Source organism: Bacillus sp. JJ1122, from assembly GCF_036964885.1.
GTDB lineage: Bacteria > Bacillota > Bacilli > Bacillales > Cytobacillaceae > Mesobacillus.
Window position 1 is genome coordinate 61578 of sequence record NZ_JBALQL010000001.1, and the last position, 24299, is coordinate 85876.

Consider the following 24299-nt stretch of genomic DNA (forward strand, 5'->3'; position numbering starts at 1 on the left):
GCTTACGCTTTTCTTATAAAAATTCACAACTATTCGGACAAGTATTGTTTCATTCCTGAAAATGTGATAAATTTAAAATACTGTTAAGTAGGTTTTATCGGGAGGTACGTCATGCATACATTTTTAACTGTTATATTAGTGATTGTCAGCATTGGGCTGATCGGAGTCGTTCTGCTTCAATCAGGTAAGAGTGCTGGTCTATCCGGTGCAATTTCCGGCGGCGCAGAGCAATTGTTCGGAAAGCAAAAAGCAAGAGGACTTGATCTGATCCTGCACCGCATCACTGTAGTTCTATCCGTTTTATTCTTTGTTATAACTATTGCCGTTACTTATTTCAAGCTATAATACACAGAACCCGGCTTCAGAAGAGGCCGGGTTTTGTTGTGCTTTGGCGCATTAACGCGCTGGGGGTCTGACCCCCAGCGCGTTAATGCAGCAGAGTGGTTTACATATTTCTCTTAATAATGGGTATTTACATATATAAAGGCTTTTTATTGGATTGTTCACTGGTGGTTTGTTAAAACTAAGGAAGATAATTTATCCATACTAAGATTCATAATATAGAGGGAGTAGGAAAATGAGAAAGTTAGTACCAAGACCTTTTACATTTAAAGCTGGAAAAAGAGCAGTTCTGCTGCTGCATGGCTTCACCGGCAATTCTGCTGATGTGCGGATGCTGGGGAGATTTTTGGAAGGAAAGGGATACACTTGCCACGCGCCCATTTTCAAAGGACATGGAGTACCGCCTGAAGAACTTATACATACTGGTCCTGAAGATTGGTGGCAGGATGCCATTGGCGGCTATGAATTCCTGAAGAACGAGGGTTACGAAGAGATTGCAGTAGCAGGTTTGTCATTGGGCGGAGTTTTCTCCCTGAAATTAGGTTATACAGTTCCTGTGATGGGAATTGTCCCAATGTGTGCACCTATGTATATCAAAACAGAGGAAATCATGTATCACGGTGTACTTGAATATGCAAAAGAGTATAAGAGGATGGAAGGAAAACCACCTGAACAGATTGAGTCTGAAGTCGATGCCTTAAGAAACGGATCCATGGTCACACTTAAAGCACTTCAGGGCTTGATTACGGAAGTCAGGGAGAATGTTGACATGATCTATGCTCCAACTTTTGTCGTCCAGGCTCGCAATGACCATATGATCAATCCAGATAGTGCGAATATCATTTACAATGCGGTAGAATCTGATAATAAAAAACTTAAATGGTATGAGGAATCTGGGCATGTGATTACTCTCGATAAAGAGCGTGACCAGCTCCACGAAGATGTTTATACGTTTTTAGAAACGCTAAATTGGAAAGAATAAAAGGATAGAAACTTTAATAAAGGGAGGGATTTTTAAATGGATGAGAATATTAAAGCCCATATAGACAGGCTTTTGCATTATATGAAAGACGAGGCTTACAAGCCGCTTACTGTCCAGGAGCTTGAAAGTGCATTCGGGATACAGGATTCTTCGACGTTTAAGGAGTTTGTAAAAGCTCTTGTTGTCATGGAAGAAAAAGGCCTGGTTGTCAGGACTCGCAGCGACAGGTACGGTCTGCCTGAAAAGATGAATCTCGTTCGCGGACGCCTGAGCGCCCATGCCAAAGGGTTTGCATTCGTCATTACCGAAGAACCTGGCATGGATGATATTTTTATACCGCCAAACGAAACTGGCAATGCAATGAACGGAGATACGGTTCTCGTAAGAGTTTCTTCTGACAGCTCCGGCCAGCGCCGTGAAGGTACTGTGGTGCGCATTTTGGAAAGGGGCGTATCACAAATCGTCGGTACATACACCGAAAGCAAACATTTCGGTTTTGTCCTTCCAGACGATAAGAAGTTCGCAAGCGATATTTTTATCCCAAAAGACGCAGGAATGGGTGCTGTGGAAGGACATAAGGTCGTTGTGAAATTGACTGCCTATCCTGAGGGACGCAAGAGTGCCGAGGGCGAGGTCATCGCTATACTGGGCCATAAAAATGACCCTGGAGTGGATATTCTTTCTGTTATCCATAAGCATGGCTTGCCGACTGAATTCCCAGAAGAAGTATTAAAACAAGCTATTGATGCTCCAGACCAAATCAATGAGAGCGAGATTGCCAACCGCCGTGACCTGCGTAATGAAGTGATCGTCACAATAGACGGCGCAGATGCAAAGGATCTGGATGATGCTGTCCAGGTGACAAGGCTTGAAAATGGCAACTACAAACTCGGAGTCCATATTGCCGATGTTACTTATTATGTTACAGAGGACTCACCAATTGACCGTGAGGCAGAGGACCGCGCTACGAGTGTGTATTTAGTTGACCGGGTCATCCCGATGATTCCGCACCGCTTGTCGAACGGAATCTGTTCTTTGAATCCTAAAGTAGACCGCCTGACATTGTCATGTAATATGGAGATTTCACCAGATGGCCAAGTAGTTAACCATGAAATCTATCAAAGCGTAATCAAGACAACAGAGCGTATGACTTATTTTGATGTGAACAGAATTCTTGTCGACAAAGACGAAGAAACACGTTCTCGTTATGAATCTCTTGTGCCAATGTTTGAAATGATGGAAGAGCTTGCTGCGATCCTTCGTAAAAAGAGGATGGATAGAGGTGCCATCGACTTTGACTTCAAGGAATCGAAGGTACTTGTTGATGAAGAAGGCCATCCAACGGAAGTAGTGCTGCGTGAACGTTCTGTAGCTGAAAAATTGATTGAGGAGTTCATGCTTGCAGCCAATGAAACAGTTGCTGAGCATTTCCACTGGCTTGATGTACCATTTATCTACCGTATCCACGAAGATCCAAAGGAAGATAAGCTAAGAAAGTTCTTCGATTTCATCACGAACTTTGGATATCTTGTCAGAGGATCTGCAAATGGAGTTCATCCTCGTGCGCTTCAGGAAATCATTGAAGAAGTCCAAGGGAAACCCGAAGAAATGGTTGTTTCCACCGTTATGCTTCGCTCCATGCAGCAGGCGAAATATTATCCTGAAAGCCTTGGTCACTTCGGACTTTCAACTGAATTCTATACGCATTTTACATCGCCAATCCGCCGTTACCCAGATTTAATTGTCCACCGGTTAATCAGGACTTATTTGATTGAGGGGAAATTGGATCAGGCAACGAAGGAAAAATGGAATGCGATGCTGCCTGATATCGCCGAGCATTCTTCAAACATGGAACGCCGCGCTGTTGAAGCTGAGCGTGAAACAGATGAACTGAAGAAAGCGGAGTATATGGAGGACAAGGTTGGGACTGAGTACGATGGTATTATCAGTTCAGTCACTAATTTTGGGATGTTCGTCGAGCTTCCGAACACGATTGAAGGTCTTGTCCATGTCAGCTACATGACGGATGATTATTACCGTTATGAAGAGCGGCAGCTGGCAATGATCGGTGAGCGGACTGGCAATGTTTTCCGCATCGGTGATGAAATCACAGTTCGTGTCATCAACGTCAATAAAGACGAGCGTTCAATCGACTTTGAGATTGTCGGCATGAAGGGAACTCCTCGCCGAGAACGTCCGGCTGCACCAAAAATCTTTAAGACAGGCAGCAACCAGAAAAAACCTCGCCACGGCAAAGAAGATGAAGGAAAATCAAGAGGCGGCAGAGGAGCCGGCAGCGGCAGGAATGGTTCCGGCTCAGGTTCAGGCTCTGGTTCTGGACCGAAACCAAAGAACAAAAAGAAGAAGTTCTTTGAAAATGCTCCAGCCGCAAAACGAAAATCAAAAAAGAGAAAATAAGCAACTCTGAAAAGAGAGCTCCTGTTAAGGGGCTCTCTTCTATCCTATAATGATCTGTCCTGATTTTAAGCCAGACTTTTAATACTGGTTTTTGCCTGAAGCAGAAATCAATCGTACAGAAACTTATAAGAAACGAACATGAAATACTTAGGTTCGGCTTGGAATTGTGGGAGATGAGGATGTTTGCTAAAATGAAAAGACAGAGAAGGGGGAAGTTTTTATGCCAAAAGGTGAGGGAAAAGTAGTCGCCCAGAATAAAAAAGCGAACCATGACTATTTTATAGAAGAAACATATGAAGCCGGTGTCGTCCTGCAGGGTACAGAAATTAAATCAATCCGCAACGGACGTGTTCAGCTGAAGGATTCTTATGCAAAGGTCCACAATGGTGAATTGTTTTTATACAATCTGCATATCAGTCCTTATGAACAAGGGAACCGATATAACCACGATCCGTTAAGGACAAGGAAATTGCTGCTTCACAAGCGCCAGATCAATCAGCTGATTGGTGAAACGAAGGAAGCAGGCTATGCCCTTGTTCCGTTGAAGATTTATTTGAAAAATGGCTTCGCCAAAGTTTTAATTGGTCTAGGTAAGGGTAAAAAGAACTATGACAAGCGTGAAACGCTGAAGAAGAAGGAAGCAGGCCGTGATATCGAGCGTGCATTCCGCGAACGTCAGAAAATGTAACCTTGTCAGCTGAGGAAGAGTGTACCAGTTGAAAAAAACACTCAATGTGATATAATAAAAACTGTCACCAGCGAGTGACAACATAACTTATGCTCGGCTTTCCGAGTTTTCCTAACGTCTGTATCACAGATACAGCAACCTTTTATATGGGGACGTTACGGATTCGACAGGGGTAGTTTGAGCTTAGGTGGCGAGTCGAGGGGATCGGCCTCGTTAAAACGTCAACGCCTATAACTGGCAAACAAAACAACAACTTCGCTTTCGCAGCTTAATACTGCATAGCGGTTCGCCCCTCCATCGCCCATGTGGTAGGGTAGCGGACTCACTTTAAGTGGGCTACGCCGGATTCCACCGCCTGAGGATGAAGGAAGAGAACAACCAGGCTAGCTGGCCGGCCGCCTGTCGGTAGGCAAAAGGACCAGCGAATCGCCAATATGCCGACTACACTCGTAGAAGCTTAAGTGCCAATATCTTTGGACGTGGGTTCGACTCCCACCGTCTCCACCAATACATATGTTGGTGGATTTTTATTTTTCTATATTAAATAAAGCATATAATTTCCGTTTGGAAATTTTATGCTTTATTATTTTTAGGAAACTTTTTGATTGATTTCAATTAATATAAAGTGGAAATAACTGTTTATCGTTGAAAATATTTAATTCTCTTGGAGACTATTAGACAGTCTGCCTTGATAAAGAGAAACCTATATGTGATAATGCAACTTCCATATTGCTCTTCACTAATACATCTGAAACCATTTGATTTGTTTCCACTAAAGTTTGGGCATGGTCTGGTTTAATACCAATTATGATAGGTGTAACTCCGATAAGTTTGAGTGTAGCAACTAATTTCCCAAGAAAATGACTCACCAGAGAATCCATTTTATGAATGCCTGATAAATCCATGATAATGGAACTAATATATTGAGATGTACACTGTGCTAGAGTCGAGTTTATTATGTAATCTACTCTATTTGTACTTATGTTACCAATAATAGGCAAAATAGCGATACCTTGAGTTAAAACTACTAAAGGTGCAGATAGTTTTTCAATTTCCCTATTTGCCAAATCCAAATCCAATACATAGCTCAAAAGGGAAGCCATTGTCCGAAAATGCTCTAAATGTTCATCGGTAAAATGGAATGGCTGGTCATCAAGTCCGCAAATTGTTCCATAGTTTTCACTGTTCCCATAATAAATGGGGATGCCAATGAATGAACCGCCACCCAAATTATGAGTAACAGCCATATCCTTTGTTAATTCATTACTAACTAAATCGTTTATTAGCAAAACTTGGTCTCCATAATCCACACTTAATTTGCAAAATGTATCTTTAAATGCTAAGGCATCTCCGCTACGTAAAAGAACTTTTCCTTTGTTAATCACCTTTTCTATTTGGTTTACCTGCTTATCATTTTTAGCAATAAATATGGTGTTTACAGGAATGACATAGTTCATAAAGGCAAGTATTTTTTCTGCTGCCTGATCAAAATTTTGAATAGAATCGTTCATGGTGACCCCTTTCCTTCAATCAATATTACTGTTGCGTTTAAAATGTTTGGAATGTAAATGGACTTTACCGCAAAGAGAATTACTCTTGATACTGAATGATAACAGTCGGGAATTTCCCACCCGTAAAGTCGGATAGACTGAAAAGAAAAGTTTCTGAAGATAAGACCATGGTAAGAAAAAAACCTTTTTAAGTCTAAAACCTATTCAGTAAAAATGTTCTGATATTGGATATGAAAACACCAGATCAACCCGCTCTTTCAACTGGACTATCTTATTGAATTGATAAGTATATCTTTTATTTTTTTACAAATGAAATACTTTTAGCCATTTTTGAACTGGGGATTCTATGACCTCTAATTTTTGCACAAAGTTTATATATACCCTTAAATGTGGTTCATAAACCCAATGACCTATACTGGAATTTAAGCGGTTAGATATGGAGATATACAGTCGCATAAATTTTGGCTCGATAGGATAAACGTTTAAATATTTTCTTTTTTATTACTACTGAAATAAGATCAGAATTATGAAGGGAAGGTTAGCTAAAAAATAAGGAAAAGGAGTTTTGGTCTGATGAAGTTTTGGAAAGCTGGGAACATTTGGTTGACATCCCCGAGACAATTTACTGGGAGATCTTAATGATCAAAAAACGTTCTTACCTTGGTATTTGAAACTGAAGGCTCCAAAACAAAGATTGCAGTAAAGTTAAGACAGCTACGTATTTTCTCAATTTTCATAGTATATTTGAGGATTAGTCTCAGGAGACCAGTTTTGACGAAAAATTATCAGTTACTTGTAGTGTGAATATGAGTAAAAAAACACTGCCAGCAGTATTAAATTACAACTGCAGGCAGTGCTTTTTCAAGGTCTACTAATACCCCAATGAAATCCTAATCAACTCATCTCCAAATTTCACTTCAATTTGCTTTTCAGGGTTTTTTGGCGTTTCAAAGCTTATGTGGTGAACGAGTACGTTTTCTTTAATTAGATCTTCGAATTGTTTTATTTTTTCTTTACTTTCATCTGTTGCTGAAATATTGATTGAGATATATTTTTCAATCGGTAGATCTAATTTTTTTCGAGTATCTTGTACAGCTCTGATTAATTCTCTAACTTGACCTTCTTCAACAAGTTGAGGTGTAAGTGTTACTTCTAAAACCACCTTAAGTTGTTCATCGCCGGCCATTTCAAAACCAGAAGATACTTCATATTCAACATTTACATGTTCCTTCTTTAATGTTACCGTTTGTTCCTTCACATTCACTTTTAGCTGCCCATGGTCTAATAATGACTTTTTATCTGTATCAGGAATTTGGTTAACATATTCCTTAACTGCGTTTACCAGTTTACCGAATGCGGCACCTGCAGTTTTAAAATTCATTGTAAAAATAGTTGATAGGTATGGTGAGAGATCTTCTGTGTAAACAACATCTTTAACATTTAGCTCGTCTTTGATGATACCTGAATAGGGATTTAAAACCCGAAGGCCTTTACTGCGCCATACAATTATTTGTTGTAAAGGCTGTTTAATCTTTAAATTCTTTGTGTTACGGATACTGCGACCAAGTTCAACTATTTTCAGGATCGTTTTCATGTCTGTTTCTAAATCTAGATTAATCAATGACTCATTCGCGATTGGGTAGTCTTGTAAATGAACACTATTTTGAGTTAACTTCAAATGAATATCCTCGGCCACATAAGGTACAAAAGGTGCTGCCAAGCGGCAAACTGTAGTAAGTGTTTCATATAGCGTGGAATAAGCTGCTCGTTTATCTTCTGAAAGTCCGAAAGCCCAGAAACGATTTCTTGAGCGCCTTACATACCAATTACTTAATTCATCAACTAAGGATGCTAGCTCACGAGTTGCTTGAGTAAATTGATACCGGTCCAAGTGATCATTAACAAGATTAACGGTACTATGCAGACGGGAAAGGATCCACTCATCCAAAATGGTTTTCTTGCCTGGCTGCTGGCCATCGTAAACAAAACCATCTATTTTTGCGTACATTGCATAAAATTTATAGGTATTATCCATTGTGTCAATCAATTTGGATTTTGCATCTTGCACAATCTTCTTTGAAAAGCGTTTTGGATTCCAGGGTGAACTATCCACTAAGAATGCCCAACGAAGCGCATCTGCACCGTATTCTCCGAGCAGTTCTACAGGTTCTAGAGCATTTCCTTTACTCTTAGACATTTTCTGGCCATTTTCGTCGAGTATATGTCCTAGTGATAAGACATTTTTATAAGAAGGTTTTCCGGTGAAAAGGGTAGAAACTGCAAGCAAGCTGTAGAAAAATCCTCTCGTTTGATCAATTCCTTCGATTACAACATCCGCTGGGAATTGCGATTCAAATTTTTCATTATTTCCGAACGGATAGTGATACTGTGCGAATGGCATCGATCCACTGTCGAACCAAACATCAATCACCTCGGACGTTCGATGCATGACCCCTTTACATTTTGGACAGGTGCACTGTACCTCATCAATATACGGTTTGTGTAACTCGATATCATTAGTAATTGGATTTGCGGCTATTTTTTGCAGCTCTGTGATACTGCCTGGAGCTTCCTCGTGATTGCAATCAGAACATACCCAAACATTTAGAGGTGTACCCCAATACCGGTTTCTGCTTATATTCCAATCGATAAGATTTTCAAGGAAATTTCCAAAGCGTCCATCTTTAATATGCTCTGGATACCAATTAACAGTTGCATTGTTTGCAAGCATTTTGTCCTTTAAAGAGGACATCTTGATAAACCAGCTATCTGTTGCGTAATAAAGTAAAGGAGAGTCGCATCTCCAGCAATGCGGATAGCTGTGTTCGTATTTTTCTTTGTTAAAAAGGATACCTTGTTCAGATAGCATTTTAATAATGTCCACGTCACAATCCTTAACAAATCTTCCAGTCAATTCAGTGACTTCGCTTGTGTAGCGACCTTGCTGATCAACCACATTGATAAAAGATAAGCCATTCTGCTGAACCGTTTTATAGTCATCTTCACCGTAAGCCGGGGCAATATGGACAAGACCCGTTCCGCTATCTTCAGTGACGTAATCTGCTAATACGATGTAATGTCCTTTCTCAACACTTACATAATTAAAAGGTGGGGCATAATGAACTCCTTCAAGTTCAGAACCAGTATGCTCACTTAAAATAGTTACATGATCACCAAGAACTTTTCCGACTAAGGATTTTGCAACAATATATATCTGATTTTCTTTTTGTGCACGAACATACGTTAAAGATGGATTCACAGCAAGTGCAACATTGGCAGGCAAGGTCCAGGGGGTTGTCGTCCAGCCTAAGAAATATTCATCATCTGCATCAAGGCGTTTAAATTTTACGGTTGCCGATAAATCTTTTACATCCTTGTAGCCTTGTGCAACTTCATGTGAACTTAAAGTGGTCTGGCAGCTAGGGCAGTAGGGAGACACACGGTGGCCTTTATACAATAGGCCATCTTTGTGGACCTTACTTAAAATGTTCCATACACTTTCGATATAATCATTACTTAAGGTCAAATATGGACTGTCCATATCTACCCAATAACCTAATTCTTCGGTAAAAGATCGCCATTTCTTCTCGTAGGTAAATACACTCTCCTTGCATTTCTTTATAAAAGGCTCCACACCATAGCGTTCAATTTCCTGTTTCCCTGAGATACCGAGCTGTTTCTCAACACCAAGCTCGACAGGAAGACCATGTGTATCCCAGCCTGCCTTTCTTTCAACCTGGAAGCCCTTCATGGTCTTGTAACGTGCGACAACATCTTTTATTGTTCGCCCGAAGGCATGGCCTACATGGGGAAGACCATTTGCGGTCGGCGGTCCTTCATAAAAAACAAACGGTTCCTTGCCTTCCCTAAGTTGTATAGATTGTTTAAATGTGTTTTCCTCTGTCCAATACTTACGGATCCGGTCCTCGCGCTGTACAACAGTTTCCTTACTCTCATCAGCCTTCATAGATATCGCTCCTATTTAACAATGATCAGTCTAAAAACATACAAAAACCCCGTCCCAAGTAAGGGACGGGGTTAACCGCGATACCACCCTAATTCTATTGATCCGGTCAATAGCACTTAGCAACGTACAATCATACGCGTTCCTTGTAACGGCGGACTCCCGTCCAAGCTTACTAAACATTCAGCCTGGCTTCTCAGAGAGGATTTTCACGTCAACACTCGAACACTGACTTGCACCAAAATGTCAGCTCTCTGTGGATCAAGAAGAAACGCTACTTTTTCTCATCAACGAATTTGTATGCTTTTATTGGAATTTATTGTAACAGAGTGAAAAATGTGCTGTCAACATATTCCTTATTGATTGTCTTTTTTCTGGGTCCTTCTATAGGAAAGTATATGTTTGGCAGCGCATTTCGCCTACGCTAATCCTTCAAACTAGGGATCGACCTCTTTGGTTATTCATTATTCTGGTTACAAATGTTATTTCGTATTAGGTGTATTTAAGACCAGCTTTGAGAGAGTCCAAGAAATCTTGGGAGTGAGTATTATTTTTTGGGGGAGAATGATCTGACTAAGTTATTTTCGCAAAGAGCCGTTATAAGAGCTAAATGAATGTTTGTAACACACGTGATACAAAAGTATGATTTAATATTATATTTATTTACAATTGTTCTATAATTACTTTACAAAATTTCTGCATTTTTTAAAAAATATTGACTTTTCAACAGAATTCTTTTTGTTAGGGTGATAATTCTTGAAATGGTAAAAAATATGCTTTATTTTTGTTCAAATTATCCTTAACATTTGTTCAATGTGTGTGATATATTTATAGTGCAATAATGATTTAGAAAATGAAAGCGTTAACGAAGTGGTGGTTAGAGAGGACGGATCAGTAGAACTTTTTGTATATCGTTCCTGCAAAAACTCATATTTATTGTAAGCCTTTTCGGATTAAAATGTTTATTTGAGTAAAGAGTAAATAGTAGCCATCAACTCACTAATATCCGCTTATGGAGGTAAAATATTATGTCTATCTTAATCGCAATTTTAGGAATCATTGCACTCATTGGTATCGCTTGGCTAATGTCAAACGATAAGAAAAACATAAACTATCGTGCAGCCGGAATCATGCTAGCTGTTCAGCTCTTTATAGCATGGTTTATGCTTAACACGGCAATCGGTAAAAAGGTTTTGCAAGCAATAGTCGATGTTTTTAACAAAGTTCTTTCTTTCGGTAATGAGGGTATCGCATTCGTATTTGGTGACTTGTCAACAAAAGGGTACTTCTTTATCAACGTACTAATGATGATTATTTTCGTATCTGCTCTACTTTCCATTTTAACTTATACAAGAATTTTACCATTAGCCATTAAATACATTGGCGGTGCAGTGGCCAAAGTTACTGGCCTTCCTAAGGTAGAATCATTCGTGGCTGTTAACTCAATGGTATTCGGGGATACAACCGCAATCCTTTCGGTTAAGTCATATTTGCACAAGCTTTCTCCAAACCGCTTGTTCATCGTTGTTACGTCATCACTTGTTGCTGTGTCTTGCTCGATCTTAGGTGCTTACATGCAAATGGTTCCTGCAGAGTTTGTATTGGTAGCATTGCCAATTAACGTATTCTCCGGCTTGATTCTTTCTTCCATCGTTTGTCCAGTAACGAAAGAAGAAGATGAGGATATTGACATCGAAGAAATGATTCCAGAAAAGTCTTTATTCGAAGCAATTGGTAACGGTGCTTTAATCGGTGGTAAAACAGCTTTAATCGTAGGCGCGATGTTAATCACATACATTGCTTTGCTTGCGATGCTGAACTTTATACTTGATAAATTAGTAGGAATGTCATTCCAGGAAATTGTCGGTTATGTGTTTGCTCCAATTGCATTCATGATGGGTATCCCTTCATCTGAAATCGTTAAAGCAGGTTCAGTGATGGGAACAAAGGTTGCTGCAAATGAGTTCGTTGCAATGATGGACTTCATGAAAATGATCCCTAAATTGGATCACAAGACAGTAGGGATCGTTTCATCATTCCTGATTTCTTTCGCTAACTTCTCTTCTATCGGAATTATCTTAGGAACTGTACAAGCGATCAATGGTGAAAAGGCAAGTCAGTTAGCTAAGGTTGGATTAAAGGTATTGTTGGTGGCTACAATGGGGTCGGTCTTAACTGGAACGATTGTAGGACTATTCCTTTAAAAAATAAAAAATCCTCTTTCTCAATTGCGAGTAAGGGGATTTTTTTAGGTTTAGACTAAGAGCAACCTTGAAGGCAGGGGCCTCCTGATTAAAAGAGGGTGGCTTGAGCAGTCGCCATTATCTTCTGACCGTGAGAAATTGTATAATCAAACGAACCTTTAGTTATAAGGCAATTACTTCTCCTCCTGAGGTAATGCCTTCTCATTTTTCTTCATACTCATCAGCCAAAAAGGAAGATACAGAATCGTAAAGGTCACCAGCGTAATTATCTCCAGAGATAGAATATACCAGGGCCAAGGGCCGAGATAATCGATGAGAGAGGGATTAACCGGTTTTTCAGAAATGTACATATAGTTTCCTTCAATCAGGAAGTTCACAATAAAGATAATCAAAGTGTACGCGTTTAACCATAAAAAAGCCCTCCAAAGCGACTTTCCCGTGGGCTTGAACCCCGCTGTGAATACCATGAACAGATTTGCTATGACCGTTCCTCCATGGGATACGAAAAAGTGAATATATCTGTAATGAGGAAAGGTGTAAAGGCTAATATCCGGAGTAATCATGGCCTGTAAAGCACTGCCTACTCCTGCAAAGTACGTAAATTCAAATAGTCGATAATTTTTTGTTAAAAGTAAGACCGCGGAGAGGATTAAGCTGATGCTGCTGAGATGTAATGGCAAGGAATATTGATAAGCCCAGTGACCGCTCCACCAATGCCAGACTTGCAGACTCACCTCGGATATGATTAAAATCAGGAATAATGCTATGCGAGCCGTTCGATTAGCATACTCCTTTCTTAATGTCTTGCGGAACAAGAACATAGACACAATCACTGCGGCAAAAACACCTAATGTCAAAAGATGTACATTTGAAAAAAGTTGAAAGACATTTTCACTGCCAGGCTCAAAGAATGCTCCCATCACCGCTCCTCACTCCCATTTTTTCACTGTTTTCCCTTACTCTAACATATTCAATAGAGGCATAGGAAAAAATTTATTTACATACATTTCATACGATTATATTTTGAGGGGGGGAGAATTTGCAATTCTATTACGGACAGCAGATGCCCTTGCGAATCTTGGATGAAGCAGAGTTCTGGAAGAGGACCTGCTAATAGAACTATGATCTGTTTTCTCGCATAACACCTTCTCATAACAACTCGACGTCCATTTTTCTGCATGAGTTGTTCTCGTATCTCCGCTCATAACAACTCGCAGTCCGTTTTTTCCGCCTGAGTTGTTCTCTGAGCTCCTCTCATAACAACTCGTAGTTCGTTTTTTCTGCCTGAGTTGTTCTCGTAGCTCCACTCATAACAAATCGACGTCCATTTTTCCGATTGAGTTGTTCTAGTAATTCCTCTCATAACAACTCGTCACGCCTTTCTTTCTTTTAACAGCCCCGCGTAAATTCTTTAACCATTATTTTCAAAAATCATGTAACAATCCATTTAAATCCTTCGTTAAAATACATAAATTATCATCACAAAAGGAGACAGCCAATGAAGTTATTCATTCATTACATAATAAGAGCTGCCTGCATTCTGGGAGGGGTTATCCTGTTCTTATCGATTCCCCGGCTTTTTTACGTTGATGGCAGTAAGCTGCTGTATGGTCCGGGATTTTTTATCCAATCAATGAGGGAAGTGAGCCAGCAAATTTATAATTTCGATGCTGCACCGATTATCAACCAGTGGCTGACGACAAGTATTGCTGATCGGTATGTGTACACACTGGATATATTGGGGCTTTCATTGCTGACGATGATCATAGGCGGAATGATGCTGACAGGGATTTTTATCATGACACCAAAAAAAGTCCAGTCGAAAGTGAAGGATTTTATTAATTTCAGTGAAGCTGTTCCTGATTTGTTGATTATTTTTGTCCTCCAGTACGTGGTCCTTTATTTATACAAAGAAACGGGGATAAAACTGTTCAGGCTTTATGGATTGAGTGAAAAATCCTATCTCATGCCTGTCGTAGCTGTTTCTCTTTTGCCGTCCTTTTTTATGGCGCAATTTTTGATCAAACAGATAGAAGAAGAGTGGGAGAAGGATTATGTGATTTTTGCAAAATCAAAGGGACTGCACAACCTGACCATCTATTTCATGCACATCTTGCGAAACATTTTTCCTTTGGCCGTCATTCAATTAAGGACCCTAATATGGGTGCTGCTATCGAATCTCGTATTGATTGAATATATTTTTGCCATGCAGGGGTTTACAAAGGATTTGAATACCATTTTTACGATGGATGCTCCTGAAGTCATCATCTTCTGCTTGCTGGTTGCGGCACCTATTCTTTTCATTGATTTGCTTGCAAGGATGACAACGAGCTTTTATCGAGGGAAAAATGGGGTCCAGCTTTGAAAAACTATAAAAAAACATTCATTGGTTTTGCGTTGATCCTGTTTCTTTTCTTTGTAAGTTTGGCGTATCCTTTATATGGCGACGAGGAATATAACGAAGAGTTTTTTCTCTATGATGAACAGGGGCAAGTCATTGGTAAGGCCCCAACACCACCAACGTTTGATCATCTTCTCGGTACAGACCGAAATGGGAATGACATGATGTACATTCATTTGTACGGTGCGAAATTCACCATTGCCGCCACATTTGTAATTACTTTATTTCGAGTAGCTACAGGAGTTCTAACGGGAATCATCATCTCTATCTGGATGCCGCGAATGAAAATATATTTTAAGGACTTTTTCCTTGGGTTCAGATATGTGCCAGCATTGATTATTGCTCTGTTCCTGATGTTTCCCGTTACCTACAAATACACAGGCATTCCAGTCTGGACAGCAGCTGCCTATCAGATTGGTGTCCTCATTTTGGTTGCCTTTCCTGCAGTAGTGCTGCTAACAATCGACTTTATTGAAGAACTGCAAAGCAAATCCTTTGTGGTGTCCTCCTATTTAATGGGAGGCAGCCGTTTTCACGTACTGAAAAAACATATATGGCCGTTCCTGAGAACAATTGGATTGTTGATGATCGTCCAGCAGATGCTCAGCACCATCATCATCATGATGCATCTTGGCATTTTCAATGTTTTTCTTGGGGGACAGACAAAGGGCGGAATCTTCAGCCCGGACCCTGGACCACCGAAGCCTGAAACGCTTTCGAATGAATGGGGAGGCCTCATTGGCCAAAATTTCAAAGTCATGATTCAATATCCATGGATTGTATTAAGTACCATGTTCTTTTTCTTTTTCCTCATTGCCGTGACGAACATGATGAAAAAAGAACTCGAGGGACATTTGGCATATAAAAGTATCGATTTTATTGGTAAAATAAAGAAAAAGAAGGAGAAGAAGACGCTTCTAAAAGAAGAGACGATTATCAATCCTTCCTTTCAATTTGTGAATAAGGAACAAAAAGAAGCTGGTTTCTGAAAGGATTCACCATGACCGTTTTAAACTATTCTTTAAAAAGAATTTTACTGGCTGTTCCGAGCTTAATCCTTACGTCGATCGTCGTTTTTTTTCTATTCATGATGATGCCGGGGATAATGGGCACAGGCTATGATCTGGCGATAATCTGGGTGGAGTATAAAAAATGGATTGTCCATTTTATTACAGGGGAGCTGGGGGTTTCCTCCTATTACCGTGTTGACGTTTCACTGATTTTAAAGGAAAAAATGTCGAATACACTTATTCTAGGGTTTACTTCCTTAATGATCACCTATGTTCTTTCATTTTTTATGGGCAAGTATGCAGGCTGCAACCCAAATAAACTCGGAGACCGTTTGATCAGCAGTGTGAATTATACTGGATTATCACTCCCAATCATTGTGGTATCCGTATATTCTATCTATCTATTTTCTTTTGAACTCAACTGGTTTCCATCCAATGGTTCAGTCGATATCACAGTTCCAGAGGGAACGCTTGACTATTGGCTTGATCGAATCCATCACCTGATCTTGCCGGCATGTGTCCTCGGTGTAGTTGGAACAGCAACCTATACGCAATTTTTGAGAGATGATATTGTTGAAAACAGCAGGAAGGAATATGTCCGCACAGCGCGTTCAATCGGCGTATCGGAAAAAAGGATCTACAATGTCCATATCCTGAAAAATTCATTGATTCCGATCGTCACCTTCCTTGGCTTTGATATGGTAAATATCGTGAATGGCGCCATCATTGTCGAGACCATTTTTACTTATCCGGGACTTGGCCAGCTCTTTATCAAGTCGATCAATATGAGAGATTTTGCGATGGTCATGAATTTGACGATGCTTTTTTCAACGATCATGATCATTGGCAACCTGATTGCAGATATTTTATATGGAGTCGTTGATCCCCGTATAAAAGTAGAATAGCAGGGTGAACTCATCCATGGTGATGGGTTTTTTACTGCTATTGTCCTAGTTTAAAATATTTAGTATACAGAATTAAAGTTTGATATGATAGAAATGAATTGAAATTAAGGAGGAATTTTCCTATGTATGATGTTGCAATTATTGGAGCAGGGCCTGCTGGAGGAAGTGCAGCCATTTTTACGGCAAAGGCAGGCAAGAAAACAGTCGTTCTTGACAGCAATAAAAGCGTAACGAAGCGTGCATGGATTGAAAATCACTACGGCACACCTGAAGTTACAGGACCAGACTTGGTTGAGACAGGAATCAGCCAGGCGAAAAAATTTGGGGCAGAGTTCGTAGAAACATCCGTAACGTCCATTACCAAGACAGACAATGGCGTTAAGATTGCAACTGAGAACGGCGAATTCGAAGCGAAGCATGTCATCCTGGCAACAGGCATGATGACCGATGTTGCGGAAGCTTCTGGCCTTTTAACAAAGGATGGCACAGAGCCAAGAATTAAGACTATTTTTGATGTCGATGCCGCGGGTAAAACAAATGTTGAAGGCGTTTGGGCAGCAGGAACATGCGCAGGCGTCAGCATGCATACGATCATCACAGCAGGCGATGGCGCCAAGGTTGCCATTAACGTCATCAGTGAACTGAATGGCGAACGTTATGTAGACCATGATGTATTAAAAGCATAAAAAGAAGCCTTGCAGTAATTGCTGCAAGGCTTCTTTAATGATAACTTTTAGCTGCGATAATTGAATTGCTTTTCGATCTTTCCGTCTTCATCATGAATGTAAGCAATCGTACCAGCTTCTTCAGCCATTCTCTTAGCTTCTGTTATAGCTTCAGACCTTGAGTCAGCAGTGAATTCTGGATTTTCTTGGCCCTCTTTTTTGACAGCCCAGCCTTCTTCATCATGGGGCACGGCGTGGAATCTTGCTTCATCCGTTCCAGCTCGGTCCTTAAAATAATCTTCCTGTTCCATTTCATTTTCGTTATTTTGTGCCATGATTTACCTCCTCTTGTACTGTGATCATTTTACATTATGAATTTACCCTTGCGTTTTTTGTAGAAACAAGAATTTTTCTTCTTTATTACCAGTTTTATCAAGTAGTTGTTTGAAATAACGACTGCCAGAAGATCACCATGAGCTTTCATGCAGATAAAAAATGAAGAGCCCATTCCTGGGCTCTAATTAAAAAGTGATTCATCATAATCGGCTGCAGATAGGTTTTCATTTTTTCGGGGGTAGGTGACCTGCACAAGCCCATCAAAGAAATGGACTTGCATATGCTGTGGATCTGTAGGTTCGGGCAGGGGAATCAGCCGTTCAAATTCACCGTAAAATCGTTCTTTTTTAATCGTCATTTCATCCGGGAAAAGTGGGACGGTCTTTCCCTTTACCACTAAAGTTGATTTCTGTCTCAAGGAAATCGAGAGATCGTTTTTGTTCATTCCAGAAATTTCGATGACTATGCAAACGGAGGATTGATTTTGATAGATATCATAGAGAGGAAATGCTTCGTCTGCTCTCAACATTTTTTCCGGAACAGAATGACTGAACAGATTCCGCCAAAATTCATTTTTCTGATATTGGTTTGTCAATTCAAGCCATTTCCTTACTTTATCAATATCCATGACGGCCCTCCGTTTTTTTAGAAATCCCTGTTTATATTTGGTTAGCTATTGGGGCAGAAGGGTTTGCGATCTGATCTTGGTCACTGAAATCAGGATCCAATATGGCAGTATTCAATAATGAGGACGATGGTGAAAAATCACCTAGTGAAAAATTGACACCAAAATTTTTACTGTTCGCGGTATGGCTATTATGGACGGTGGGGCCGATATCCAAGTTTCCATTTTGCGTTACACCATTCACCTTGATGTTGAAGACATTAATTTGAAAAGGCATCGGAAAACTCCTTAGTTTTTATAATGATGCTATCAGACATGCTGGAGGAATATTGAACCATCCGCATGCAGGATAGACAGATGCTGTTTTAAACAGCATTAAAGAATGGGTTCGTCAACTGGGATCAGGGGAACCCCTTGATAAGTAGAATCTGCAGTTGCGATGGCAGCCTGGTCATTTACATCAGGATCTATATAGATATTTTCCATCAATGCTTCAGCTGGGGAAGTATCTCCATAAGAAGAATTGATTCCTTGGGATTTATCATTGGCGGTATGACTGTTATGAATTCCATTACCTATCGTAATCGAACCATTTCCTGAGATACTGTTCACTTTGATGTAAAACAGGTTAATTGTGATTGACATGTTTTTTCATCCTTAATACGTCTTTGAAAGTACTATATGCATACCTTCGCCTATATGTTCATGCTGATGTATGGAGAAGTATCCCTGGAAGGCAGATAGACAAAACACCTGGAACTTGTGAATCAGTTGGATTTACATCGTTAGGCCGGAAGTGGGACAGCTGCTGTTTACTACGGGAAAATTAAATCAGTTATAGCCCGAGCTGTCGAAAAATAAGATGTAATAATAAAATGGTGGAGGTTATGCCATGGCAGTAGTAAAGCATACAGAGGCGGACTTGAATTTGTTGGCGCGGCTGTTGAGGGCGGAAGCCGAAGGTGAAGGCCAGCAGGGAATGCTGATGGTTGGAAATGTAGGAATTAACCGAATAAGAGCCAATTGTTCGGATTTTAAAAATTTGAGGACGATCCCGCAGATGGTATACCAGGAACACGCCTTTGAAGCGGTCCAAAAAGGATATTTTTATCAGCGGGCGAGGGAAGTCGAGAGAAGGCTCGCAAGAAGGGCGATCAGGGGCGAACGTCTGTGGCCGTCGAAATTTAGTCTCTGGTATTTCAGGCCGCCCGGTGACTGTCCGCCAACATGGTACAATCAGCCATTTGCAGGCCGCTTCAAACTTCATTGTTTTTATGAACCAACAGGTGCAGAGTGTGAAAACATTTATAATACTTTTTAAAGTTCAGGCTGCCTCAAAAGGGCAGTCTTTTCTTTTTCAAAAATATTGACACAAAAAACCAATCATATTAAAGTTAAAAAGGTTAATAGTTAAATAGTTGAACAGTTAAACGAATGAATAAGTTTTTTGCGAGGTGAATATATAAATATGTGTGAAAAATCGATCAAGGAATTAGTGGATCATTATATCAATGTTTCCTTTTCCGTTAACAAAATCGCCGAAGGCCTTGTAAAAGAGCAAATCGGTTCGGATTTAACGAATGACCAGCACTATACATTAAGGTATATCAACAAGGTTGGCACATGTACCTCATCCGAGCTTGCTGAAGTATTTGATGTAAAGAAAAGTGCGATTACAGCTATTATTACGCGAATGTGGGAAAAAGGGCTGATCCAGCGAACCCGTGATGAAAACGATCGCCGGGTGGTATATTTAACGCTGACTGACAAAGGAAATGAATTGTTCCTGAAAACAGAGGAGCGTATCCACTCACTGGTGGAATCCTTTATTTCAAAATTCGAGCAGAGCGAAATTGTCCAGTTCTTGAAGACGTATGACAAAGTGAATGAAATTTTACTAGAAAGAAAGAGTAAGGTGGAATAAACGTGAACCTCATAATAAAACAAAAATGGTTTGTGATCATCGCGTGGATATTAGTTGCCGCAGGACTGTTTATGGCAGCCCCGAACATGGCAGAATTAGTGCGTGAAAAAGGGCAGATTACCGTTCCGGATGAGTACTCATCAACGATGGCCGGCAAAATTATGGAGGACGTTCGCAAGCAGGAAGGCGGCGGGGATGAAACCAAGGTCGCACTAGTCTTTCATAATGAGAAAAAGCTTAGTGAAGATGAGGTCAAGGAAGCGGAGAAAGCAATCCGGAAGCTTGAAGAAAGTAGTGATGAGATTGGGATTACGGATATCCTTACTCATTTTAATGAAAAAAGCCTGAAGGAACAGCTAGTCTCTGAGGACGGTAAGTCGATTTTGACTCAGGTGACCGTCAGCTGGAATGACCGCGAACCAAAAGAAGTAAGCAAGCTTCTATATGACACAATTGAAGATGTGAAGGTCGATCACTACTATACTAGCCAGTGGCTGATCAACGAAGACTTGATGACCAGCTCAGAAGAAGGGGTAAAGAAAACAGAAGGAATCACGGTTGTCTTTATCCTCGTCGTACTTCTGCTCGTGTTCAGGTCGGTCATTGCGCCAGTCATTCCACTCGTGACAGTGGGATTTGCCTACCTCGTTTCTCAATCAGTAGTAGCAGTACTCGTCGATAAACTGGATTTTCCGTTATCCAACTACACCCAAATCTTCCTTGTTGCGGTGCTGTTTGGAATCGGTACAGACTACTGTATTTTGCTTTTAAGCCGTTTTAAAGAAGAGCTGGCACACCATGAAAGCGTGGGAACAGCCATTGTTGAAACCTATAAAAACGCTGGCCGCACGGTCTTCTTTAGCGGTCTGGCAGTAATGATCGGTTTCGCTGCGATTGGTTTCTCACAGTTCATTCTCTATAAATCAGCCGCAGCTGTAGCCATTGGTGTTGCGTTCCTGCTAATTGGATTATTCACCATCGTGCCGTTTTTCATGGCTGTATTAGGACAAAAGATTTTCTGGCCTTCGAAAAGCAGTGCCGAGCATGGTGAAAGTAAGCTGTGGGGCACTGTCGGCCGCTTTTCACTGGCACGCCCGTTCCTGGCATTGCTGGTTGTAGCAGCAATTTGTGTACCATTCCTGGTTGCCTATGATGGGAAGCTTAGCTACAACTCATTGGACGAAATCAGCGGCGATGTGAACTCCATCCAGGCGTTCAATGCCATTGCCGATAGCTTTGGACCAGGGGAATCCATGCCAACCCAGGTCATTTTGAAAAATGATGAAAGAATGGATTCTGCTGAATACATTGAAGTAGCAGAAAAAATCAGCCAAGAGTTAGAAAAGGTGGATTTAGTCGATACCGTGCGCTCCGTAACAAGACCGACGGGAGAACCAATTGAAGACTTCTTCGTTTCCAAGCAGGCTGAAACACTGGAGTCTGGTCTTGGTGAAGGAAAAGAAGGCCTGAATAAAATCAGTGAAGGCCTGCAGGAAGCGGAAAGCGAGCTATCCAAATCCGAGCCTGAGTTAAGCGGTGCTGCAGATGGCATCAATGAACTGATCAATGGTACAACTGAAATTAAATCAGGGCTTGGGGAAATCCAGAACAACCTTGCGAAAATTGAAAATGGCATTCGTCAAGGTTCAGCCGGATCAGACCAGCTGAAATCCGGCTTAGGTGAGGCGAAGGCTGGTGCAGAGAGACTTTTAAACGAATATAAAAAACTGCAAGCTGGATATATAGAGGCCCATGGTGGTTTAGTTTCGCTTGAAGGCCAATACGCTGGTGTGAGCAGCGGTTTGTTCGAACTATCAACAAAACTGGAAGAAACAAATAACACTTTATTTACTTATTTAGAAGCTCGGGATGAGAGCTTAAAAACCGAAGGACAATATCAAGAATTGAAAGGCGGTCTTGGTGTCCTTCAAGGAAAAGTGGGGGAAGCCTCTGAAGGTATATCCAAAATTAACACATACTTATCAAATGCAATTGATGGTATTGAAAAAGCTAACAGCGGATTCAGTGCCATCCTTGAAGAACAGAAGAAAATAGGCCCAGGACTTCAGCAGCTGATCGATGGAATCGAAAAACAGCAGCAGGGCTTGGACCAGCTGGCAAACGGCCAGGGACAGATTGTTGATAACTTCCCTAAATTGACGAATGGGTTGACAGGAATCAATGCTGGCCAGCAGCAGCTCCTTGCTGGTTTTGGAGGGCTTGGCGGCCAATTGAGCCAGCTTACTGATGGGCTCTCTCAAAGTGCTGACGGGTTGAATCAAGTATCTGAAGGTCTAGGTTCAGCGCAGGACTATCTCGCAGGCCTGTCGAACTCAGACTCAAGCAGCTTCTACTTGCCGGAAGATGCTTTAGAAAATGAAGAGTTTGCACAGGTGTTTGATGTCTATATGTCAAAGGACCGCAAAGTCATGACGATGGACGTCATATTTGAAGCGAATCCTTATTCAAATGAAGCGATTGCCCAGGTGGATGAAATCAAGGCAGCTGTAGACAGGGCAACAAAGGGGACGAAGCTTGAGAATGCTGACGTTGCCGTAGGTGGAATCACGAGCACGAATGCTGATCTTGATGCATTGTCAGATCAGGATTATTCGCGCACAGTCGTACTGATGCTGCTGGGGATCGCCATCATCCTTGTATTCCTGTTCCGTTCACTGATCATGCCGATTTACATGATTGGATCATTGATTTTAACGTATTTTACTTCAATGGCAATCAATGAGGCTATCTTCGTGAATATTCTTGGATACTCAGGAATCAGCTGGGCAGTTCCGTTCTTCGCCTTTGTTATTCTCGTTGCACTAGGCGTCGATTACAGTATCTTCCTGATGGACCGGTTCAATGAATACAAAGAGCTATCGGTATCTGATGCCATGCTACTTTCGATGAAAAAGATGGGCACGGTCATCATTTCCGCAGCCGTCATCCTTGGCGGAACATTCGCGGCAATGATGCCATCAGGAATGATGTCACTGCTCCAGATTGCCTCCATCATTCTCGTTGGCCTATTCTTATATGCGTTTGTCATGCTGCCGCTGTTTATTCCAGTATTGGTGAAAAACTTCGGGCAGGCAAACTGGTGGCCGTTTAAAAGAGCATAAGATCCAATGGAAAAAGGCTGTCCGTGTGGGCAGCCTTTTTCATGTGGATTGGAAACGATTTTACAGTATTTTTATCAAAAAGAATTTTGATGTATAAGAATTGAACTTGATTTTGAGTGAACAAGGATAACCACATGCCGAGAAGGAATAGAATAAAAGAGTAAGGAGGAGAGTCAGGATGGGGATTATACAGCTGCAAAAAGAAGAGATCAGAGAAGCTCTTGACTTAGTATGGACCGTATTCCAGGAATTCGAGGCACCGGATTACTCTGAACAAGGCATTGATGAATTCCAAAAATTCATCTTCTATCATTCTAACATTGAGCAATACAAAGATGGAAAGGTATCCTTTTGGGGCTGGAAAGAGGATGATGAACTAGCAGGAGTCATCGCAACGAAGGGAAAGAATCATATCAGTATGCTTTTTGTTAAAAAAGAATATCAACGGCAGGGTATAGCTAGAAGGTTGTTTCAAACTGTTGAGGAAGTATGCAAAAACACGAATGGTATCAGCGAGATCACAGTTAATTCATCTCAATTTGCAGTTGTTGTATATAAAAGGCTTGGTTTTGTCGAAACAGACAATGAGCAGCTTGTGAATGGCATTAGGTTTACGCCTATGTCCTATTTGATAAAATAAAAAGCCATTTTAATGTGCACATAAAAAAATAAGCGCACAAGAGCAATGAACTCTCGGCATTTAAAATACAAACTTCACTGTGAGAATTGTCCAGCTCCAACACCTATAACACCTTGAGCCGCCTCGGTCCTATCAATGAAATCAAAGCGACTTCACAGTCAGGCCTTTGCACTTTTCTTATTTTTTAAAATCTATTATCTCATTCATACTCAATAACAACCATATCCCAATAACTGAGTGAAGGGAGGGTGAAGCTTATTTCTCCTTCTTTTTGGTCAAAATATAGGGAAACAGCTTTTCTAGATTGAATGTCAGGTGAAGCGAGCCAGATTTCGTTTACCGTCTGAGGAATAAGGCAAGCATTACACCGTGACGGCAAGATTCATGACCGGATTATGATGGGAATATTGCGATCAGAATGGGGGCATAAATAGTCATTAGATTGTTGATTTGTAAACTCTATTGATTGAAGTAAAAATCAAGTTATACACAGTCATTAAACAAACAGAAGCCTGACTGCACAGTTGAAGTGCAGTCAGGCTTCTGTTTTAAAAAGCTGTGA

At 40.8% G+C, this 24299-nt stretch carries 21 protein-coding genes, 1 other RNA gene, 1 pseudogene and 1 other annotated feature; of the genes and pseudogenes, 15 read left to right on the top strand and 8 right to left on the bottom strand.

Annotated features, from left to right (window positions below; translation table 11 throughout):
• Positions 1-111: 111 nt before the first annotated feature.
• From secG to ssrA, 5 genes are all read left to right on the top strand, one after another.
• Entirely contained in the window at positions 112-345 is a 234-nt protein-coding gene (gene secG, locus V7201_RS00290) for a preprotein translocase subunit SecG (RefSeq protein WP_335374789.1), read from the top strand.
• A gap of 232 nt (positions 346-577) precedes the next feature.
• Positions 578-1324: an alpha/beta hydrolase gene (locus V7201_RS00295; protein WP_335374790.1), complete on the top strand. Its 747-nt coding sequence runs from the start codon at positions 578-580 to the stop codon at positions 1322-1324.
• A gap of 36 nt (positions 1325-1360) precedes the next feature.
• Complete coding sequence (gene rnr, locus V7201_RS00300) at positions 1361-3742, top strand: ribonuclease R (protein ID WP_335374791.1); 2382 nt, start codon at positions 1361-1363, stop codon at positions 3740-3742.
• A 220-nt stretch (positions 3743-3962) separates the two neighbouring features.
• Positions 3963-4430: an SsrA-binding protein SmpB gene (smpB, locus tag V7201_RS00305; protein WP_079506883.1), complete on the top strand. Its 468-nt coding sequence runs from the start codon at positions 3963-3965 to the stop codon at positions 4428-4430.
• 148 nt (positions 4431-4578) lie between these two features.
• Positions 4579-4937: a transfer-messenger RNA gene (gene ssrA, locus V7201_RS00310) on the top strand.
• Positions 4938-5104: 167 nt separating this feature from the next.
• Here ssrA and V7201_RS00315 read toward each other — a convergent pair.
• A complete protein-coding gene (locus tag V7201_RS00315) occupies positions 5105-5941 on the bottom strand; it encodes an STAS domain-containing protein (protein ID WP_335374792.1) in 837 nt (278 codons plus the stop codon).
• A gap of 871 nt (positions 5942-6812) precedes the next feature.
• A complete protein-coding gene (ileS, locus tag V7201_RS00320) occupies positions 6813-9908 on the bottom strand; it encodes an isoleucine--tRNA ligase (protein ID WP_335374793.1) in 3096 nt (1031 codons plus the stop codon).
• 58 nt (positions 9909-9966) lie between these two features.
• Positions 9967-10205, bottom strand: a binding site (T-box leader).
• 728 nt (positions 10206-10933) lie between these two features.
• Here ileS and V7201_RS00325 point away from each other — a divergent pair.
• Positions 10934-12109, top strand: coding sequence for a NupC/NupG family nucleoside CNT transporter (locus V7201_RS00325; RefSeq protein ID WP_335374794.1), 1176 nt, complete (start codon positions 10934-10936; stop codon positions 12107-12109).
• Between the two features lie 173 nt (positions 12110-12282).
• Here the strand turns inward: V7201_RS00325 and V7201_RS00330 are convergent, their stop codons facing one another.
• Positions 12283-13029 (bottom strand): YwaF family protein, encoded by a 747-nt coding sequence (locus V7201_RS00330; RefSeq protein WP_335375092.1) that lies wholly within the window; start codon positions 13027-13029, stop codon positions 12283-12285.
• Between the two features lie 119 nt (positions 13030-13148).
• Between V7201_RS00330 and V7201_RS23135 the strand changes: the two are divergent.
• The 5 genes and pseudogenes from V7201_RS23135 to V7201_RS00350 all read left to right on the top strand — a co-directional run.
• Positions 13149-13211: pseudogene (locus tag V7201_RS23135) on the top strand (DUF2935 domain-containing protein); the annotation flags it as partial.
• 396 nt (positions 13212-13607) lie between these two features.
• Positions 13608-14474 (top strand): ABC transporter permease subunit, encoded by an 867-nt coding sequence (locus tag V7201_RS00335; protein ID WP_335374795.1) that lies wholly within the window; start codon positions 13608-13610, stop codon positions 14472-14474.
• On the top strand, positions 14471-15499 hold the full coding sequence (locus V7201_RS00340) for a hypothetical protein (RefSeq protein WP_335374796.1): 1029 nt from the start codon (positions 14471-14473) through the stop codon (positions 15497-15499). Before V7201_RS00335 ends, V7201_RS00340 begins: the two co-directional genes overlap by 4 nt.
• A gap of 11 nt (positions 15500-15510) precedes the next feature.
• Positions 15511-16425 (top strand): ABC transporter permease, encoded by a 915-nt coding sequence (locus tag V7201_RS00345; RefSeq protein ID WP_335374797.1) that lies wholly within the window; start codon positions 15511-15513, stop codon positions 16423-16425.
• Between the two features lie 122 nt (positions 16426-16547).
• Positions 16548-17111 carry an FAD-dependent oxidoreductase gene (locus V7201_RS00350; RefSeq protein ID WP_335374798.1) on the top strand — a complete coding sequence of 188 codons (564 nt, stop codon included), beginning with the start codon at positions 16548-16550 and terminating at the stop codon, positions 17109-17111.
• 47 nt (positions 17112-17158) lie between these two features.
• Here the strand turns inward: V7201_RS00350 and V7201_RS00355 are convergent, their stop codons facing one another.
• The 4 genes from V7201_RS00355 to V7201_RS00370 form a co-directional block, all read right to left on the bottom strand.
• Complete coding sequence (locus V7201_RS00355) at positions 17159-17425, bottom strand: DUF2188 domain-containing protein (protein ID WP_335374799.1); 267 nt, start codon at positions 17423-17425, stop codon at positions 17159-17161.
• Between the two features lie 182 nt (positions 17426-17607).
• Positions 17608-18054: an Hsp20/alpha crystallin family protein gene (locus V7201_RS00360; protein ID WP_335374800.1), complete on the bottom strand. Its 447-nt coding sequence runs from the start codon at positions 18052-18054 to the stop codon at positions 17608-17610.
• A gap of 31 nt (positions 18055-18085) precedes the next feature.
• Positions 18086-18328 carry a spore germination protein gene (locus tag V7201_RS00365; protein ID WP_335374801.1) on the bottom strand — a complete coding sequence of 81 codons (243 nt, stop codon included), beginning with the start codon at positions 18326-18328 and terminating at the stop codon, positions 18086-18088.
• A 98-nt stretch (positions 18329-18426) separates the two neighbouring features.
• A complete protein-coding gene (locus tag V7201_RS00370) occupies positions 18427-18696 on the bottom strand; it encodes a spore germination protein (protein WP_335374802.1) in 270 nt (89 codons plus the stop codon).
• A 247-nt stretch (positions 18697-18943) separates the two neighbouring features.
• Here V7201_RS00370 and V7201_RS00375 point away from each other — a divergent pair, with 247 nt between their 5' ends.
• The 4 genes from V7201_RS00375 to V7201_RS00390 all read left to right on the top strand — a co-directional run bounded on the left by V7201_RS00375 (position 18944) and on the right by V7201_RS00390 (position 23737).
• Entirely contained in the window at positions 18944-19372 is a 429-nt protein-coding gene (locus V7201_RS00375; protein WP_335374803.1) for a cell wall hydrolase, read from the top strand.
• A gap of 147 nt (positions 19373-19519) precedes the next feature.
• Entirely contained in the window at positions 19520-19975 is a 456-nt protein-coding gene (locus V7201_RS00380) for a MarR family winged helix-turn-helix transcriptional regulator (protein WP_335374804.1), read from the top strand.
• A 2-nt stretch (positions 19976-19977) separates the two neighbouring features.
• Positions 19978-23097, top strand: coding sequence for an MMPL family transporter (locus V7201_RS00385; RefSeq protein WP_335374805.1), 3120 nt, complete (start codon positions 19978-19980; stop codon positions 23095-23097).
• A 178-nt stretch (positions 23098-23275) separates the two neighbouring features.
• On the top strand, positions 23276-23737 hold the full coding sequence (locus V7201_RS00390; protein WP_335374806.1) for a GNAT family N-acetyltransferase: 462 nt from the start codon (positions 23276-23278) through the stop codon (positions 23735-23737).
• 199 nt (positions 23738-23936) lie between these two features.
• On the opposite strand, the gene V7201_RS23140 is transcribed toward V7201_RS00390, so the two are convergent.
• Positions 23937-24116 carry a glycoside hydrolase family 66 protein gene (locus tag V7201_RS23140; protein WP_438824995.1) on the bottom strand — a complete coding sequence of 60 codons (180 nt, stop codon included), beginning with the start codon at positions 24114-24116 and terminating at the stop codon, positions 23937-23939.
• Positions 24117-24299: the final 183 nt, after the last annotated feature.